At 74.5% G+C, this 16,557-nt stretch carries 1 protein-coding gene; it reads left to right on the forward strand.

Annotation, left to right across the window (positions count from 1 at the left end; translation table 11 throughout):
• Nucleotides 1–89: 89 nt before the first annotated feature.
• Nucleotides 90–16,502, forward strand: coding sequence for an SDR family NAD(P)-dependent oxidoreductase (locus tag OG737_RS24835; RefSeq protein WP_405921987.1), 16,413 nt, complete (start codon nucleotides 90–92; stop codon nucleotides 16,500–16,502).
• The last annotated feature ends 55 nt before the right edge of the window (nucleotides 16,503–16,557 follow it).

Here is a 16,557-nt window from a genome sequence, read left to right on the forward strand (position 1 = left end):
GCGCGGCCCGATCCGCGGCCCGACACGCGACCCGCGAACTGCGACCCGACTCGACCTCACGGCATGAACAAGGACTCGGTGGGACCAAGATGTCCAATGACGACGCAAGGCTTCTCGACTACCTCAAGCGGGTCACGGCGGATCTGCACCAGACCCGCCGCAGGCTTCAGGAGGTCGAGAACCAGGACCACGAGCCCATCGCCATCGTGGCGATGAGCTGCCGCTACCCCGGAGGCATCAGCACCCCGGACGACCTGTGGCGGCTCGTGGCCGACGGCCGGGACGCCATCACCACCTTCCCCACCGACCGGGGCTGGGACCTCGACGGGCTCCGCGGCGATGAGCAGGAGAGCACCGAGTCCGGCAGCAGCTACGTCCACGAGGGCGGCTTCGTCCAGGACGTCGCCGGCTTCGACGCGGGGTTCTTCGGGATCAGTCCCAACGAGGCGCTGACCATGGACCCGCAGCAGCGGCTGCTGCTGGAGGTGTCCTGGGAGGCGATCGAGCGGGCCGGCATCGACCCGGTGTCGCTGCGCGGCAAGCCGGTCGGCGTGTTCGCCGGCTCCGGGATCCAGGACTACGAGTACCTGATCGGCGCGGCGGGCGAGGTCGCCGAGGCCTACATGACCACGGCCAACGCGGCCGCCGTCATATCCGGCCGGATCTCCTACACCCTGGGGCTGGAAGGCCCCGCGGTCACCGTCGACACGGCGTGCTCCTCCTCCCTCGTCTCCCTCCACCTGGCCGCCCAGGCGCTCCGCCAGCGGGAATGCTCGCTGGCCCTCGCCGGCGGCGTCATGGTGATGTCCACCCCCTCGCCGTTCATCGCGTTCAGCCGGCAGCGCGGCCTCGCCCCCGACGGCCGCTGCAAGGCCTTCGCCGAGGCGGCCGACGGCACCGGCTGGTCCGAGGGCGCGGGCATGCTCGTACTCGAACGGCTGGCGGATGCGCGCCGCAACGGCCACCCCGTGCTGGCCGTCGTACGCGGCAGCGCCGTCAACCAGGACGGCGCCAGCAACGGTCTGACCGCCCCCAACGGCCGGGCCCAGCAGCGGGTCATCCGCCAGGCGCTCGCCAACGCCCGGATCCCGGCCACGCAGGTGGACGTCGTCGAGGGGCACGGCACCGGTACGACCCTGGGCGACCCCATCGAGGCGCAGGCGCTGCTGGCCACCTACGGGCAGGACCGCCCCGAGGGGCAGCCGCTGTGGCTGGGCTCCATCAAGTCCAACCTCGGGCACGCGCAGGCCGCCGCCGGTGTCGGCAGCGTCATCAAGATGGTCATGGCCCTGCGCAACGGAGTGCTGCCGCAGACCCTGCACGTCGACGAACCGTCGAGCCACGTCGACTGGACCGCGGGCCAGGTCCGGCTGCTGGCCGAATCCCGTGAGTGGGAGCGCGCCGAGGACCGGCCGCGACGGGCCGGCGTCTCCGCGTTCGGAGTCAGCGGCACCAACGCCCACGTCATCCTGGAGGAAGCCCCCGCCGAGGAGCCGGCCGAGCCCGCCGAGTCCGCCGACGCGCCGCAGGAGCCGTCCGCCGCCGCCGTCGTACCGCTGCCCGCCCTCCTGCCCTGGCCGGTCTCCGGCCGCGACGCCCAGGCGCTGGCCGCCCAGGCGGGCCGGGTGCGCGCCCACGTCACGGCCGCACCGGAGCCCGGATCCGCGGACCTGGCCTACTCGCTGGCCACGAGCCGCGCGGCGCTCGACCACCGTGCCGTCGTCCTGGCGGACGGCCGGGACGCCGCGCTCGCCGGTCTCGCCGCGCTGGCCGAGGGGCAGCCGCACCCGGGTGTGGTGAGCGGGGTGGTGGCGAAGGGCCGGACCGCGTTCCTGTTCACCGGCCAGGGCGCGCAACGCCTCGGGATGGGGCGGGAGTTGTACGCGTCCTTCCCGGTGTTCGCCGAGGCCTTCGACGCGGTGTGCGCGGAGATCGACCCGCACCTGGGCCGGTCGTTGCGTGAGGTGGTGTGGGGTGAGGACGCGGAGGCGCTGAACGCGACCGCGATCACCCAGCCCGCCCTGTTCGCCCTCGAAGTCGCCCTGTTCCGGCTCGTGGAAGCCTGGGGCATCACCCCCGACGCGGTCGCCGGGCACTCGATCGGCGAGCTGGCCGCCGCCCACGCCGTGGGCGTGCTGTCGCTCGCCGACGCGGCCCGCCTGGTGGTCGCCCGCGGGCGCCTGATGCAGGAACTGCCCGACGGCGGCGCGATGCTCGCCGTCCAGGCCACCGAGCAGGAAGTCCTCCCGCTGCTCACCGACGGCGTGGACATCGCCGCCGTCAACGGCCCCGAATCCGTGGTCGTCTCGGGAACCGGGGACGCCGTCCTCGCGATCGGCGAACACTTCACCGCGGCCGGACGAAAGACCAGCCGTCTCGCCGTCTCGCACGCCTTCCACTCGCCCCTCATGGAGCCGATGCTCGACGCCTTCCGGGCCGTCGCGCAGGAGCTGACGTACGAGGAGCCGCGCATCGCGGCCGTGTCCACGGTGACCGGCGACCGCCCCGGCGCCCGCTGGCAGTCCCCGGACTACTGGGTCTCCCAGGTCCGGGAGGCCGTCCGGTTCGCCGACGCCGTCCGCGCCCTGGAACAGGAGGGCGTCACCCGCTTCCTGGAGATCGGCCCCGACGGCATCCTCACCGGACTCGCCCAGCAGAGCGCCGCCTCCGAGCAGGCGGTCCTCGTACCGGCCCTGCGCCGCAGCCGCCCCGAGCCCGAGGCCCTGGTCACCGCCGTGGCCCAGCTCTACGCCTCCGGCACGGCCGTCGACTGGGAGGCCTTCTACGCCGGTACCGGCGCCCGCCGCGTCGACCTGCCCACCTACGCCTTCCAGCGCACCCGCTACTGGGTCGAGGGCACCGGCGCCCTCGGCGACCTCTCGGCAGCCGGCCTGGCCGCCGCCGGGCACCCGCTGCTCGGCGCCGTGGTCTCCCTCGCCGACTCCGGCGGCGTGGTCCTGACCGGCAGGGTCTCCGTATCGGCCCAGCCCTGGCTCGCCGACCACGTCGTCGGCGACTCCGTGGTCTTCCCCGGCACCGGCTTCGTGGAGCTCGCCGTGCGTGCGGGCGACCAGGTCGGCTGCGAACTGCTCGAAGAGCTGATGCTCCAGGCTCCCCTGGTCCTGCCCGAGCGCGGCGCGGTCGCCCTCCAGGTCGAGGTCGGCGCCGCGGACGCCTCCGGGCGGCGACCGGTCAGCGTCCACTCCCGCCGGGACGACCAGCCCGACCAGCCGTGGACCCTGCACGCGGCCGGCGTCCTGGCCACCGCCGCGGACTCCGCTCTCGACTCCCTCGGCCTGGACACCTGGCCGCCCGCCGCCGCCACCCCGATCGAGACGGACGGCGTGTACGAGGCGCTGGCCGAGGCCGGCCTCCCGTACGGCCCGGCCTTCCGCGGGCTCTCGGCCGCCTGGGCCGCAGGGACCGAGGTGTACGCCGAGGTCGCCCTGCCGGAGCGGGCCCACGCCGACGCAGCCGCGTTCGGCCTGCACCCGGCGCTGCTGGACGCCTCGCTGCACGGTTCCGTCTTCACCGGCCTGTTCGCCGGGGCCCAGGGCCCGGTCCTGCCGTTCGTCTGGACGGGAGTGCGGCTGCACGCCTCCGGCGCCAACCGGCTGCGGGTCCGGATCGCACCCGACGGCGCGGGCGCCATCGCCCTGTCCGTCGGCGACGAGACGGGCCGACCGGTGCTGTCCGTGGACTCCCTGGTCCTGCGCGAGGTCTCCGCCGAGCAGCTCGCCGCCGCCCGCACGGTCGCCCACGAATCCCTCTTCGCCCTCGACTGGACCGCGCTGCCCGCCCCCGCGGCCCCGGCGGCCGCACCGGCCGACTGGGACACCCTGCCCGCCGACGGGCCCGTACCGCAGACCGTCGTCCTGCGCTCGCTGCCCGGGTCGGACCCGGCGTCGGTGCGCGCCGCCACCGCCAGGGTGCTCGCCGTCCTGCAGAGCTGGCTCGCCGACGAGCGGTACGCCGCCTCGCGGCTGCTCGTCGCGACCTCCGGGGCCGTGGCCCGGCCCGGCGAGGACGTCACCGACCTGGCCGGCGCGGCCGTGTGGGGCCTGGTGCGTTCCGCACAGGCCGAGAACCCGGACCGGTTCCTCCTCACGGACCTCTCCGACCTCGCCGACGCGGGGGAGGCCGCCGCCGCGGTGGCCGCCGACGAGCCCCAGACCCTCGTACGCGGCACGACCGTGCACGGCGCGCGCCTCGCCCGCCTCACCGACGACCCCGAGCGACGCGTCCGGCCCGACTTCGGCAACGGCACCGTCCTGGTCACCGGCGCGACCGGCGCCCTCGGCCGCCTGGTGGCCCGGCAGCTGGTCGAGGCCCACGGCGTACGCAGCCTCCTGCTGGTCTCGCGGCGCGGTGCGGACGCCCCGGGAGCCGTCGAACTCCGCGCCGAACTGCGCGGACTCGGCGCCGAGGCCACCGTCGCCGCCTGCGACGCGGGAGACCGCGACGCCCTCGCCGCGCTCATCACCGGCGTGCCGCTCACCGGCGTGGTCCACCTCGCCGGCGTGCTCGACGACGCGCTCATCGCCTCGCTGACCCCGCAGAGCCTGGACACCGTACTCGCCGCCAAGGCCGACGCGGCGCTCCACCTGCACGAACTGACCCGCGGCCTGGAGCTGTCGGCCTTCGTGCTGTTCTCCTCCGCGACCGGCGTCCTGGGCGTGCCCGGACAGGGCAACTACGGTGCGGCGAACGCCCTGCTCGACGCTCTCGCCACCCACCGGCGCGCCCACGGCCTGCCCGCCCAGTCCCTCGCCTGGGGCCTGTGGGCGAGCGGCATGTCCGGCTCCCTGACCGACGCCGACCTCCAGCGGATGAGCCGCACCGGCATCGGCGCGCTCACCGTTGCATACGGGGTGGACCTCTTCGACCGGGCCCTGACGGTCGACAACCCGCTCGTCGTCCCGATCCGCCTCGACGTGCGCACGCTCGCCGAGGCGGGCGAGGCCCTGCCGCCGCTCTTCCGCGGCCTGGTCCGCGTACGGGCGCGCAGGAGCGCGGTGTCGGCCCCCGAGGCGGCCGGCGCCCTGCGGGGCCGACTGGCCGGACTGGACCGGGAGGAGCGCACGGCCGTCCTGCTCGACCTGGTCCGTACGCAGGTCGCCGTCACCCTCGGATACCCGGGGGCGCACGCGGTCGACGAGACGCGGGCGTTCAGCGAGCTCGGCTTCGACTCGCTCACCGCGGTCGAGTTCCGCAACGCCGTCAGCGCCGCCGCCGACGTCCGGCTGCCCGCCACCCTCGCCTTCGACTACCCCAACCCGCGCGCGCTGGCCCGCCACCTCCTCGACGAACTCGACGGATCCACCGGGCAGTCGGGCCCAGCGGCCACCGCGGTCCGGTCCGGCGGAGCCGTCGACGACGACCCGATCGTGATCGTCGCCATGGCCTGCCGCTACCCCGGCGGCGTACGCACCCCCGAGGACCTGTGGCAGCTGGTCGCCGACGGCGTCGACGCCGTCTCCGGCTTCCCCGCCAACCGCGGATGGGACCTCGACCGCATCTACGACCCGACCGCCGAGCGGCCCCACACCAGCTACGCCCGCGAGGGCGGCTTCCTGCACGAGGCGGGCGAGTTCGACCCGGCCTTCTTCGGGATCAGCCCCAACGAGGCGGCTGTCATGGACCCGCAGCAGTTCCTGCTGCTGGAGACGGCCTGGGAGGTGTTCGAGCGGGCCGGGATCGACCCGGAGACCCTGCGCGGCAGCATGACCGGCTGCTACGCCGGGATGATGTACCACGACTACGCCGCCAACAACAGCACCGGAGCCATCGCCTCCGGGCGCGTCTCGTACGTGTTCGGCCTCGAGGGGCCGGCCGTCACCGTGGACACGGCGTGCTCGTCCTCGCTGGTCGCGCTGCACATGGCGGCGCAGGCGCTGAGGTCGGGGGAGTGCTCCCTCGCCCTGGCCGGCGGCGTCGCCGTCATGGCCACCCCCGAGGTCTTCGTCGAGTTCAGCCGGCAGCGCGGCCTCGCCCCCGACGGCCGGTGCAAGTCGTTCGGTGTGAACGCGAACGGCACGGGCTGGGGCGAGGGCGCCGGAATGCTGCTGCTGGAGCGGCTTTCGGACGCGCGGCGCAACGGGCACCCGGTCCTGGCGACGGTGCGGGGTTCGGCGCTGAACCAGGACGGTGCGTCGAACGGTCTGACCGCGCCGAACGGTCCCGCGCAGCAGCGGGTGATCCGCCAGGCGCTGGCCAACGCCGGTCTGTCGGCGTTCGAGGTCGACGCGGTGGAGGCACACGGCACCGGTACGACCCTGGGCGACCCGATCGAAGCGCAGGCGCTGCTGGCCACGTACGGACAGGACCGGCCCGAGGGCCAGCCGCTGTGGCTGGGCTCCATCAAGTCCAACATGGGCCACACGCAGGCCGCGGCGGGCGTCGCGGGCATCATCAAGATGGTCATGGCGATGCGGCACGGTGTGCTGCCGCCGACCCTCCACGCCGAGGAGCGCTCGGACCAGATCGACTGGTCGGCGGGCGAGGTGGAACTACTCACCGAGGCCCGGGAATGGCAGGCCGACGGCCGTCCGCGCCGGGCCGGCATCTCCTCCTTCGGCATCAGCGGGACCAACGCCCACGTGATCGTCGAAGAGGTTCCCGCCGCCCCGCGGCCCGCCGAAGCGGAGGCCGAGGCCGGTGGCGAACCGTCCGTGGCTCCCTGGGTGTTGTCGGCGAAGTCCGCGAAGGCGCTGGCCGGCCAGGCCGAGCGGCTGCTCGCGGTGGCGGACGCGTACCGCCCCGAGGACATCGGGCACACCCTGGCCTCGGCGCGCAGCACGATGGAGCACCGGGCCGTGGTGGTGGGTGAGCGCGAGAGCGCGCTCGCGGCCCTCGCGGCGGGCGAGACCCACCCCGCGGTGGTCGCCGGACAGACACAGTCCGGTGGCCGGACGGCGTTCCTGTTCACGGGGCAGGGTGCGCAGCGGCTGGGTATGGGGCGGGAGTTGTACGTGTCCTTCCCGGTGTTCGCCGAGGCGTTCGACGCGGTGTGTGCGGAGGTCGACGGGCATCTGGGGTGCTCGTTGCGTGAGGTGGTGTGGGGTGAGGATGCGGAGGCGTTGAACGCGACCGCGATCACCCAGCCCGCCCTGTTCGCGCTTGAGGTGGCGTTGTTCCGGCTGGTCGAGGCGTGGGGTGTGAAGCCCGATGTGGTGGCCGGTCATTCGATCGGTGAGCTGGCGGCGGCGCATGTCGCCGGTGTGTTGTCGTTGGCGGATGCGGCTCAACTTGTGGTGGCGCGTGGCCGTCTGATGCAGGCGCTGCCTGCGGGTGGTGCGATGCTGGCCGTGCAGGCCACGGAGGCGGAGGTGCTGCCGCTGCTGTCCGATGGTGTCGGTGTCGCGGCGGTGAACGGTCCGCAGTCGGTGGTGGTCTCGGGTGTCGAGGCCGGGGTCCTGGCCGTGGGTGAGCACTTCTCGGCGGCGGGTCGCAAGACCAGCCGTCTGTCGGTGTCGCACGCGTTCCACTCGGCTCTGATGGACCCGATGCTGGACGAGTTCCGGACCGTTGCCGAGGCCTTGACCTTCAACGCTCCTCGCGTGCAGGTCGTCTCCACGGTCTCGGGTGAGCTGTCGGAGGCGTGGCAGTCGCCCGAGTACTGGGTCGGGCAGGTCCGTGAGGCCGTCCGCTTCGCCGACGCCGTCCGCACGCTGGAGCAGCAGGGTGTGACCCGGTTCCTGGAGATCGGCCCGGACGGGATCCTGACCGGCCTCGCCGCGCAGAGCCTGGACGACGCCGTGCTCGTCGCGGCCGTGCGCAAGAACCGCTCCGAGCCGGAGACCCTGGTCGCCGCCGTGGCCCAGCTCCACGTCCACGGCGTGGCCGTCGACTGGGAGGCGTTCCACGCCGGTACCGGCGCCCGCCGCGTCGACCTGCCCACCTACGCCTTCCAACGCACCCGCTACTGGATCGGCACCGAGGAGTACCTCGCCAACTCGTGGATCGGCTCCGGCAGCGGCAGCATGGCGACCGCAGGCCTGACCGATGCCGGGCACCCGCTGCTCGGCGCGGTCCTGCCCTCCCCGGACACCGACCTGGTCACCTTCACCGGCCGGCTGTCCGCGAGCACCCACGCCTGGATCGCCGATCACGAGGTCCTGGGAAGCGTCCTGCTGCCGGGTACCGGCTTCGTGGAGCTGGCGGTACGCGCCGGTGACCAGGTGGGCTGCGACGTATTGGAGGAGCTGGCACTCCAGGCACCGCTGATCCTCCCCGAGCGCGGCGCGCTGACCGTACAGATGGTCGTCGGCGCGGCCGACGCCTCCGGGCGGCGGTCGGTGAGCGTCTACTCGCGCGCCGAGGACCGGCCGGACCTGCCGTGGACCCTGCACGCCGACGGCGTGCTCGCCACGCGCGCCGGAGCCCCCGGCTTCGACCTGGCCGCGTGGCCGCCCGCGGGAGCGGACGAACTGCCCCTGGACGGCGCGTACGAGGGCCTGCGCGAGCGCGGCTTCGGCTACGGTCCGACGTTCCAGGGCCTCAAGGCGGCCTGGCGGCGGGGCGACGTGCTCTACGCCGAGGTCGCGCTGCCGGAGCAGTCGCACGCCGAGGCCGCGGAGTTCGGACTCCACCCCGCGCTCCTGGACGCCGCCATGCACGCGGCACTGGTGAACGGCACCGGCGGCGACGAGACCGTACTGCCCTTCGTCTGGAAGGACATCACGCTGCACGCGGCGGGAGCCTCCGCCGTACGGGTGAGGATCACCCAGCCCACGCCGGAGAGCCTCTCGCTGCAGGTGGCCGATGCCACCGGCGCCCCCGTCGCCACCGTCGGCGCGGTCGTCGGCCGGCCCGTCTCCACGGAGCAGCTCGACGCGGGCGGAACCGATTCGCTCTTCCGCATCGCCTGGAACCCGCTGCCCGTGCCGGCCTCGGCGGGCTCCCAGAGCCTGCCCGAAGGCACGGTCGTCTTCGAGTGCGACCCGGCGGACACGGACGTCCCGGCCGCCGTGCACGACCTGGCCAACCGGGCCTTGGCGGCGGTCCAGGACTGGCTGGCCGAGGAGCGTCCCGAGGGCGCGGTGCTGGCGGTGGTCACGCGGGGTGCGGTGGCCGTCGGCGACGGTGAGGCCGTCGATGTGCGGCAGGCTCCGGTGTGGGGTCTGGTGCGGTCGGCGCAGGCGGAGAACCCGGGCCGGTTCGCGCTGATCGACACCGACGACTCGGTGGACCTGGCGCGGGTACTGGCCCTGGGCGAGCCCGAGTCGGCCGTACGCGCCGGTGAGGTGTCGGTGCCGCGGCTGGCCCGGGTGTCGGCGGACGACGGCGCGGAGCCGGTGTGGGACGCGGCCGGAACCGTCGTGATCACGGGCGGTACGGGCGGCCTGGGCGCCCTGGTGGCCCGCCACCTGGTGGCCGAGCACGGGATACGGCACCTGCTGCTCCTGGGCAGGCGGGGCGCGGACACGCCCGGCGTCGACGGACTGCTCGCGGATCTCACGGAATCGGGTGCCTCGGTCGCCGTCGCCGCGTGCGACGTGGCGGACCGGGACGCGCTGAAGGCGGTCCTGGACGGTGTGGATCCGGCGCACCCCCTGACGGGCGTGGTCCACGTGGCCGGAGTCGCCGACAACGGCGTCATCGGAGCCCTCACTCCCGAGCGCATGGACGCCGTGCTGCGTCCGAAGGCGGACGCGGCCTGGCATCTGCACGAGCTGACCCGGGGCCTGGACCTGTCGGCGTTCGTCATGTTCTCGTCGGCGGGCGGTCTGGTGCTGGCGGCCGGTCAGGGCAATTACGCGGCCGCCAACGTCTTCCTCGACGCGCTCGCGGCTCACCGCCGCGCGGAGGGGCTGGCGGCCACCGCGATGGCCTTCGGCCTCTGGGGCGTCAACACCGGCATGACCACCATGCTGGACCTGGCCGAGGAGCGCATGGCGGCCCAGGGCCTGCCCGCCCTCTCCCAGGCCGAGGGCCTGGCGCTGTTCAGCCTCTCCCTGCGCTCGGGACAGCCCGCCCTCGTCCCCCTGCGGATCGACACCAACGTCCTGCGCGGCCGGGCCGAAGAGCTTCCCGCCCTCCTCCGTGGCCTCGTACGCGTCCCGGTGCGCCGGGCCGCGCAGTCCGCGGACGGCGGCGACGGGCTGCTCGCACGGCTGGCCGGGCTGGACGCCGACGGGCAGGCCGCGGCGCTCCTCGACCTCGTACGCGGCCAGGTCGCCGGTGTCCTCGGCCACGCCTCGCCGGACGCGATCGAGCCCGAGCGGGCCTTCAGCGAGCTGGGCTTCGACTCGCTCGCCGCCGTGGAGCTGCGCAACCGGCTCGGCTCGGCGACCGGGCTGCGGCTGCCCGCCACGCTGATCTTCGACTACCCGACCGCGCAGTCCGTGGCCGCACACATCGGCGCCGAGGTGGCCGGCCGGAGCCACATCGCACCCGTACCCGCCCGCGCCGTGCCGGCCGCCTCCGGCGGACCGGACGTGGACGACCCGATCGTGATCGTGGGGATGGGCTGCCGCTACCCGGGCGGGGTGACCACGCCGGACGAGCTGTGGGACCTCGTGGCCGGAGGCGTCGACGCCATCGGCGGGTTCCCGGCCGACCGGGGCTGGGACCCGGAGGTCTACGACCCGGAGCCGGGCACGCCCGGCCGGACGTACGCCCGCGAAGGCGGATTCCTCTACGACGCGGCCGAGTTCGACCCGGTGTTCTTCGGGATCAGCCCGAACGAGGCGCTGATGATGGACCCGCAGCAGCGGCTGCTGCTGGAGGTGTCCTGGGAGGCGATCGAGAGGGCCGGTATCGACCCGGCGGCCCTCAAGGGCAGTTCGACCGGCGTGTTCGCCGGTGTGATGTACCACGACTACGCCCTCGGCGTGGAGGCCGCGGCCAGCAGCGGCGGCAGCCTCGTCTCCGGCCGTACGTCGTACACGCTCGGGCTCGAAGGCCCCTCGGTCACCGTGGACACGGCCTGCTCGTCCTCGCTGGTCGCACTGCACATGGCGGTGCAGGCGCTGAGGTCGGGGGAGTGCTCCCTCGCCCTGGCCGGCGGTGTCGCCGTCATGGGCACACCGGGCATGTTCGTGGAGTTCAGCCGGCAGCGCGGGCTCGCCCCCGACGGCCGGTCCAAGTCCTTCGCCGCCTCGGCCGACGGTGTCGCCTGGGGCGAGGGCGCGGGCGTCCTGCTCCTGGAGCGGCTCTCCGACGCGCGGCGGGCCGGCCACCCGGTGGTCGCCGTCGTCCGCGGGTCCGCCCTGAACCAGGACGGTGCGTCGAACGGTCTGACCGCGCCGAACGGGCCCTCGCAGCAGCGGGTGATCCGCCAGGCGCTGGCCAACGCCGGTCTGTCGGCGGTCGAGGTCGACGCGGTGGAGGCACATGGCACCGGTACGACCCTGGGCGACCCGATCGAGGCGCAGGCACTGCTGGCGACGTACGGGCAGGACCGCCCCGAGGGCCGGCCCCTCTACCTGGGCTCCATCAAGTCCAACATGGGCCACACCCAGGCATCCGCGGGCGTCGCGGGCATCATCAAGATGGTCATGGCCATGCGCCACGGGACGCTGCCGAAGACCCTGCACGTGGACGCGCCGTCCGACCAGGTGGACTGGGCGGCGGGGAGCGTGGAACTGCTCACCGAGGCCCGGGAATGGCAGACCACGGACCGGCCCCGCCGGGCCGCCGTCTCCTCCTTCGGCATCAGCGGGACGAACGCCCACGTCATCGTCGAGGAGGCCCCCGAAGGTGCGGAGGCGCAGGCCGAACGGGCCGGACTCCCGGCCCTGCCCTGGGTGCTGTCGGCCAAGACCCCGCAGGCCCTCGCAGCCCAGGCCGAACGCCTGCTGGAGCAGGTCACGGACCGGCCGGAGAGCGACGCGACGGACATCGGCCTCTCACTGGTCTCCTCGCGCACGGCGTTCGCCCACCGGGCGGTGGTCGTGGGAACGGAGCGTTCGGAGCTGCTGCACGGGCTGACCGCCCTGGCCCAGGGCCGCAACGCACCCGCGGTGGTCCGGGACCTGGCGCGCCGCTCCGGAAAGACCGCGTTCCTGTTCACGGGGCAGGGTGCACAACGCCTCGGTATGGGGCGGGAGTTGTACGCGTCCTTCCCGGTGTTCGCCGAGGCTTTCGACGCGGTGTGTGCGGAGGTCGACCCGCATCTGGGGCGGTCGTTGCGTGAGGTGGTGTGGGGTGAGGACGCGGAGGCGCTGAACGCGACGGCGATCACGCAGTCGGCGTTGTTCGCGCTTGAGGTGGCGTTGTTCCGGCTGGTCGAGGCGTGGGGCGTGAAGCCCGACGTGGTCGCCGGGCATTCGATCGGTGAGCTGGCCGCCGCCCACGCGGTCGGGGTGCTGTCGCTCGCTGACGCGGCCCGGCTGGTCGTGGCACGTGGCCGTCTGATGCAGGCACTGCCCGCGGGTGGTGCGATGCTGGCCGTGCAGGCAACCGAGGACGAGGTGCTGCCGCTGCTGGGCGACGGTGTCGCTATCGCGGCGGTCAACGGGCCGGAATCCGTGGTGGTTTCGGGTGTGGAGGCTGCGGTCCTGGCGCTCGGCGGGCATGTCGAGGCGGCGGGTCGCAAGACCAGCAGGCTGTCCGTCTCGCACGCGTTCCATTCCTCGCTGATGGATCCGATGCTCGACGAGTTCCGGGCCGTCGCCGGGGAGCTGGCGTACGGGGAGCCGCGGGTCGCGGCCGTCTCGACCGTGACGGGTGACCGGTCCGGTGCGGACTGGGGGTCGCCCGAGTACTGGGTCGGCCAGGTCCGTGAAGCCGTCCGCTTCGCCGACGCCGTGCGCACGCTGGAGCAGGAAGGCGTCACCCGGTTCCTGGAGATCGGGCCCGGCGGTGTCCTCACCGGACTCGCCCAGCAGGTACTCGACGCCGAGCAGTCCGTCTCGGCGGCCGCTCTCCGCAAGGACCGCGCGGAGCCCGAGTCGCTCGTCACCGCCCTCGCGCAGCTGCACGTGGCCGGCGTACGCGTCGACTGGGAGGCGTACTACGCCGGCACCGGCGCCCAGCGCGTCGACCTGCCCACCTACCCCTTCCAGCGCACCCGCTACTGGGTCGACGCCGCCAAGCCCGCCACCGATGCCGTCGCCGTCGGCCAGGACGCCCTGGACCACCCGCTGCTCGCGGCCGTCCTGTCGTCCCCCGACGCCGACGCGGTGACCTTCACGGCCAGGATCTCGCTGGACGCCCAGCCGTGGGTGGCCGACCACACCGTGCACGGCAGCGTCCTGCTCCCCGGCACGGGCTTCGTGGAGCTCGCGCTGCAGGCCGGCGACCACGTCGGCTGCGAACTCCTGGAAGAACTCACCCTCCAGGCCCCGCTCGTGCTGCCGGAGCGCGGAGGCGTCGCCGTCCAGGTCGTCGTGGGCGAACCCGACGCCCGGGCCCGGCGCACCGTGCAGGTCTACTCGCGCCCGGAGAACAGGCCCGACGAGCCGTGGACCCGGCACGCCGACGGCTTCCTCGCCCCCGGCGCCACCGGGCCCGGCGACGGCCTCACCGCGTGGCCGCCCACCGGCGCGGCCCAGCTGGACGCCGCCGAACTGTACGACCGGCTCCAAGAGCGCGGGTTCGGCTACGGCCCGGTCTTCCAGGGCCTGACCGCCGCCTGGCGGCTGGACGACGCCCTGTACGCCGAGATCGAGCTGCCCGAGCAGGCGCACGCCGACGCCGGACGGTTCGGACTCCACCCGGCGCTGCTCGACGCCTCGATGCACGCCCTCGGCTTCGGCGGGCTCGGTGCCGAGGAGGACGAGGGGGTCGCGCTGCTCCCCTTCTCGTGGGAGGGCGTCACCCTGCACGCCGCGTCCGCGACCGCCGTACGGGTCCGTCTCGCTCCCGTCGAGGGGCAGCGCAACGCCGTACGCATAGACCTCGCCGACCCGGCCGGAGCGCCGGTGGCCTCGGTGGCCGCTCTGCAGCTGCGTCCGGTAGCCGCCGCGCAGCTGGCCACCGGCGGCTTCCGCGACGCGCTCCTGGCCGTCGACTGGCAGCCGGTCGGCGGCGGCTCCGGACCGCGCGGAGCGTGGACGGTCGCGGGTCCCGGCCTGGAGATCGCCGGCGTTCCCGTGGCCCCCGGACTCGACGCGCTGGGCGCCGAGGGCGCCGACGTGCCCGACACCGTGCTGCTGCCGGTCCTCGCGACCGGGCCCGGCGCGGGCCGTGAGGAGGACGTCCCCGCCGGAGTGCGGACCGCGGTCGGTACGGCGCTCGCCGCCGTACAGCACTGGCTGGCCGAGCCCGCGTTCGCGCAGTCGCGGCTGGTCCTGGTCACGCGGGCCGCGGCGGCCGTCGCCGACGGCGACCCGGTCGACGTACGGCAGGCCCCCGTCTGGGGGCTGGTGCGGGCCGCGCAGGCGGAGAATCCCGGCCGGTTCGTACTGCTCGACCTGGAGGAGGCCGAGGTGTCCCCGAAGGCGCTGGCCGCCGCGCTCGCCTCGGGCGAGCCGGAGCTCGCGGTCCGGCAGGGCAAGGTCCTCGCGCCTCGCCTCACCCGGTCCGCGGCGGCAGGCGGCGACACGCCGTGGGACGCCGAGGGGACCGTCCTGATCACCGGCGGTACGGGAGGCCTGGGGGCGCTCGTCGCCAAGCACCTCGTGACCACGCACGGAGTGCGGCACCTGCTGCTGACCAGCCGCCGGGGAGCGGGCGCGCCGGGCGCGGCCGGGCTGCGCGAGGAACTGGCCGCGCTCGGGGCCCAGGTGGACATCGCCGCCTGCGACGTGTCCGACCGGGCCGCCGTGGCCGCCCTGATCGACGGCATCGACCCGGCGCATCCGCTGCGCGGGATCGTCCACGCCGCCGGTGTGGCGCACAACGGCCTGGTCGGGGCGCTCACCCCGGAGCAGGTGGACACCGTACTGTCCGCCAAGGCCGACGCGGCCTGGCACCTGCACGAACTGACGGCTGGTCACAAACTGTCCGCGTTCGCGCTGTTCTCCTCGGCCGGCGGCCTGGTCATGGCCGCCGGACAGGGCAACTACGCGGCGGCGAACGTCTTCCTCGACGCGCTCGCGGCCCACCGCCGCTCGCAGGGGCTCGCGGCCACCTCGATGGCCTTCGGCCTGTGGGACACCGAGACCGGGCTGAGCCAGTGGCTCGGTGAGGCCGACCTCCAGCGGATGCGGCGCAGCGGAACGCCCGCCCTGTCCGAGGAGGAGGGCCTGTGGCTCTTCGACGCGGCGGTCGCGGCCGACGCCCCCGCCCTCGTACCGCTGCGGGTGGACCTGGGAGCCCTGCGGGCCCGTACCGACGAGGTGCCCGCGCTGCTGCGGGGCCTGGCACCCACCGCGCGGCGCCGGGCCGGCGCCGCGGCCGGAGCCGCCGAGGCCGGCGCGCTGCGCGAGAAGGTCCGCGCGCTCGGCGCCGCCGAGCGCGAGAAGGCCGTACTCGAAGCGGTGCTTACCCACGCCGCCGAGGTCCTCGGACACGCCGACGCGAGCGCGGTCGACCCCGAAGCGGGCTTCCTGGAAGCCGGATTCGACTCGCTGACCGCGGTCGAACTGCGCAACCGGCTGAACGCGGCCTCCGGCCTCTCCCTGCCGGCCATGGTGGTCTTCGACAGCAAGAACCCGCTGGCTCTGGCCCGGCAGGTCGCCGAGCGGCTGGGCGCCGCCCCCGGGGAGCCCGGGCGGGCCGACGCGCCGTCGGCGCACGCCGACGACCGGCTCGACGACACGCTGTACGGGCTGTTCCTCGACGCGATCATGTCGGGGAACCTCCAGCCCGGCCTGGCGATGCTGCGGTCCGTGGCCGCGCTGCGGCCCGCCTTCGGCTCGGCGGCCGACCTGGCGGACCTGCCCGCGGCGGTGTCCTACGGGGCACGCACCCGGCCGCAGGGCGAGGACGCGAAGGCGCCCCGGCTGATCTGCCTCAGCACGCCGACCGTGGCGGGCGGCGTGCACCAGCACGCGCGGCTCGCGGCCCGGCTCTCGATGCCCGTGTCCGGTATCCCCACCCCCGGATTCGGGCGCGGGGAGGCACTGCCGGAGTCGTTCGAGGCGGCGGTGGACGTACTCGCCGAAGCCGTGCTGCGCACCGCGGGCGGGGAGCCGTTCGCCCTGCTCGGCTTCTCCTCGGGCGGCCTGCTCGCCCACGCCACCGTGGCCCGCCTGGAGCGGGTGCACGGGGTACGGCCCGCCGGGCTGGTCCTGCTGGACACCTACTACATGGGCGAGACCAACGACGCGATCTTCGACCAGATGGCCTTCGCCGTCCCCGGCAAGGCGGCCACGCTCGGCAACTTCAGCAGCGCCGAACTCTCCGCGATGGGGCGGTACGTGGAGCTCCTGCCGCAGTTCCGGCAGGACGCCATCGAGGCGCCGGTGCTCTTCGTACGGGCCGGGGACCTCTTCGAGATGGGGGAGGACGCGGAGATCGCGCCCGACGCCGACTGGCAGGCCGACTGGGACGGCGCGGACACCGTGGCGACCGTGCCCGGCACGCACTTCACCATCGTCGAGCAGCACGTCGACACGACGGCCCCGGTCATCGACCGCTGGCTGACGGACCTCAAGGAGCGGATCTCCTGATGAGCCGGACGACGACGACCGAACCGACCGAACCGAACGAGACGGCCGAACCGAC

The organism is Streptomyces sp. NBC_00122 (assembly GCF_045160845.1).
Lineage (GTDB): Bacteria > Actinomycetota > Actinomycetes > Streptomycetales > Streptomycetaceae > Streptomyces.